General features: G+C 32.5%; 3 protein-coding genes. All 3 read left to right on the top strand.

The window, feature by feature from the left end:
* The first annotated feature begins 88 nt into the window (after window positions 1-88).
* Complete coding sequence (locus tag AC220I_RS19360; RefSeq protein WP_486725508.1) at window positions 89-2518, top strand: type IA DNA topoisomerase; 2430 nt, start codon at window positions 89-91, stop codon at window positions 2516-2518.
* A 206-nt stretch (window positions 2519-2724) separates the two neighbouring features.
* Window positions 2725-3120, top strand: coding sequence for a hypothetical protein (locus tag AC220I_RS19355; RefSeq protein ID WP_486725507.1), 396 nt, complete (start codon window positions 2725-2727; stop codon window positions 3118-3120).
* Window positions 3121-3246: 126 nt separating this feature from the next.
* On the top strand, window positions 3247-3947 hold a 701-nt coding region (locus AC220I_RS19350; RefSeq protein ID WP_486725506.1), incomplete at its 3' end, for a hypothetical protein.

Below are 3947 nucleotides of genomic sequence, written 5' to 3'. Positions count from 1 at the left end.
ATTTTTATCTCACATTGCATTATGTCACTAATAGACCTAAGACATTTTGTTTTAGGTCTATCTTAAGATAGTTTTACAAGGAGTTTGCATGAAAAAGCTTATTGTTGTTGAAAAACCAAAAGTTGCGTCAACTTTTGCAACTATCCTTAATCTTACTAAAAAGAATGTTTCTAAGGAAAATTATTATTTTGAAAACGATCGTTATATTGTTACTTATTCGTATGGACATTTGTATAGACTTAAAGATATGGCTGAATACGATGCAGAAAAATACGGAACTTGGAAAGTTGAAAACTATCCTTTCATTCCAGAGCTTAATCAATTTGCCTATGTACCTAACGATCAAGGGATGGGGTCTAAATCAAGTGGAGCTGCTGCACAAATAGAGCTTATTAACAATCTTATCAAACGTGATGACGTGGAGTGTTATATTAATGGTTGTGATGATGATAGAGAAGGAGAGAGCATCGGTGCAAATATTTATAGAATGTCTGGAAGTAATAAGAAAGCTTACAGGATTCTATATAAAGCCGTTACTTATGAAGATGTAATGTCGGCTTTAAAAAATCCAGTTCCTTTTGATAATCGCAAAACATATATTGATGGAGCTAATGCCAGAGCTATCACAGACTGGCTTGTCGGCATTAATTTTACCTCTATGGCAACGCTTAAAATGAGTGAGAGGAAAGTTGTTAATATTGGTCGTGTTATTCTTCCGACACTAAAGTTTGTTTATGACCGTGATATGGAAATTGCAAATTTTGTACCTTCAAAGTTTTATCAAGTCATTACTGAAATAGCGTTCGAAAACGGGCTTAAAATCAATGCACTTTACAACAGTGATGATAATGTCACTAAGTTTGAAAAAGACGCTGCAACGGAAATTATGAAGCATTGCAAGGGTAAACAGATTGAGATTAACGTCGATGATAAAAATTCAAAAAAATCACCACATAAATTATTCAATCTCACTTCGTTTACGAGTTATATTTTAAAACAATATGACATGTTCAACGGTAAAGATGTGTTGAAAATTTATCAAGGCCTTTACGAAGATGGATATTTGTCTTATCCTCGTACAGCGTCACAATACTTAGCAGAGACTGAAATTGAACAATTTAGAAAGGTATATCAAATTCATGCTGAAAACATGGGATTACTTGAAAAATCAGAATTTCATACCCGAAAGAGTGTTTTTGATCAAGAAAAAGTCGATTCGCATAGTGCTTTAACGCCTACGGCTAAGATTCCCGATTTTGAGAGCTTGAATGATAAAGAAAAAATCATCTATTCAGAGGTTAGACGTTTGTTCATGGCTCAGTTCATGGACGCAGCCGTTTACCAAAATATACTTATAGAGTGCAATATTGACGGTTATAAATTTTATGGAGAAACTAAGCTATTAATTGAGCGTGGCTATTTAGAGTTGTTCGATGTAAAGGTCTATCCCAGAATTGATATTAAAGCATTAAGATACAATTCAAACCTTTTTTTACATGAAGGGGATAAGTCAAAACCTAGTCCTTTAACGCCTAGTGAACTTATAAGACTTATGGAAACCGCGGGTCGTAACATTGATGATTCGGACGAAACGCTTGAACTGGAAATATTGAGTGGCTTTCAAGTTGGTACACAAGCTACCATTCCAGATATGGCAGATCACTTGATTGATCTAGGATATATCAAGAAGAAGGGTAAAGCTCTTACAACCACAAAAACAGGCATTAATCTTGTTGAGCGATTCCCAAACAAAAGATTATTTGATCCTATTTTCACAGGAAATATGCAAAAGCTTATTGGCGATATAGAATCTAACAAAATGTCTTTAGACAGCTATTATATTGGACTTAAACAGTTTATTGCTGAAACCGTCAATATTCTTAAGACTTATGAAGGGGAGAAAATTATTGAACTAGAAGAACTTGGAGCTTGCCCGATCTGCTCTGGTACTATCCTTGAAAATATCAAAACCTACAATTGTTCTGAAAAAGAGTGTAAATTTTTGCTGTACAAAAATGATTCTTTATTAAGATTTATGACACAGGCTGGCAAAGCTCCTATCACTCTTAAGCCTAACGATGTAAAAAGACTTCTCAAAGACGGTAAGTTTAAAGCTAAACTGTTTTCGGCAAAACAAGGTAAAGAATTTGAAGCATATCTGGGCTATGATTCTGAGAAAAATCAAATTGCATTTATTGAACATACGGAAAATGTCGGCAATTGCCCTAAATGTTCTGGTGAAGTCATAGGAGATATAAATAAATACAAATGTTCAAAGGTAAATTGTAATTTTGTTCTTTATGTGAACGACTCCTTTTTAAAAAATATGTCTCAAAAGGGTAAAGCTCCTAAGACACTAAAAGCAAGTGATGTTAAAAAACTCCTCAAAGACGGAAAATTTAAAGCTAAATTATATTCATCAAAAAATGATAAAGAATTTGAAGCGTTTCTGGGTTACGACTTTGAAAGAAACGGACTCAAGATCTTGGAATTTGTAAAAGCAAATGCATCTAAATAATATGTACGACATATTTAAAGCGCTGCAGAGCTGATCAGGAATTTTGATGTATGACATAACAAAAGAGTTGCCTTGCTAGGCAGCTCTTTTTATTTTATTTCGTAGGAGTATTTATTTAAAATTTATGTTGCTTTTACGTCTGTTATACGGTATAATATATTTGTAAGGTAGTTCACAAATATATTATAGAAAGTAGGTTATAGCTTATGAACAAATGGTATAGAAAAAACATTTATGACAAATATCTTGTCAAGTTTGGAACACAGGATTTTCCAAAAGACGAAGAAAAAATGAGAGTGCCTTTGAGAATGCCTAAACAACTTTTTGATTATGTAAATTCTCTAATCCCAGACGATTTAAAGGATTCCAACGTCTTTTCAAGATATGTCTATTATGTAATTGCGGATCATCGTGATTCTTATAGTCTTAGACTCCAACACCTTGAAGAACTTGACAAGGAGATTGCTGAAAAGACTAAAAAGTTAAACTCCTTAATTGAAGATCTTGATTTTATTGAGGAACTTAATAGAAATATTCAAAATCAAAATAATCTTGTGGAAAGAACAAGATCCATGATTAGCGAGCGTTTACAAAAAAAATAAGAAAGAGGTAAAAATACCTCTTTTCTTATTCGTAAGGTAATTCAACAAATCCGAAAGAAACGTTGATTACATCCTTATTATAATTCATTTATTTGTGTTTGTAAATTAAGAATGGAGTGTAATCATATGAAAATGGTTTATGTTGTTAATGTTAAAAATAAGCGTTTTGTGGTCGATAACAGATTGTCCGATGAAGAAACATCAAACGATTTATTAAAGGTTTATCCAATGAATAAGAATGGCTATCCTTCGCTTAATCGGGTTGTCCTTAAAGAAAGTTCAGATGTTTATCTCACATCGTCTGATGCCGAATTTGAAGCGAATAGACGCAATGAAATTTTAAAGATGAAATTTGATAGTAAATATCTGCGTAATTCGATTGTACTTAAACATAAGGCTGCCGAGCTTTGTGAACAACTAAATATTGTTAAATCAAAATTGGCATCTGACTGTAACTTGTCTATGAAGATTTTTTACAGAAGCATTTTAACGACAAGTTCGATATTTGATGTGTTAGGGTATTTGAATAAAAAAGCCCCTGTAAGGCTTAATGAGTTTTTGGAGTTCTCTATTGATGGTGAAATATTTGAACTTGATAACTCTTTAGATTATATTCAAAATTCAAGGATTAACGTCGATTTTAACATGCTTTATTCTAAATTAAAGCTAAACAATGAATTGTTTGCAAGTGTATCTGGAATGAGTGCTTCAACCCTCAGAACTTATTCTTCAAATTCAGTCATTGAAAGAGATTTCAGAACTATTCTTTATGTTTACTGGATTGGTAAACAGATAGATCCAAAACTATTATTAAGCGATTTTATTTT

The organism is Fusibacter sp. (assembly GCF_057447755.1).
The sequence above is the reverse complement of the archived record's forward strand: the minus strand, read 5'-3'. Positions and strand labels throughout refer to the sequence as shown.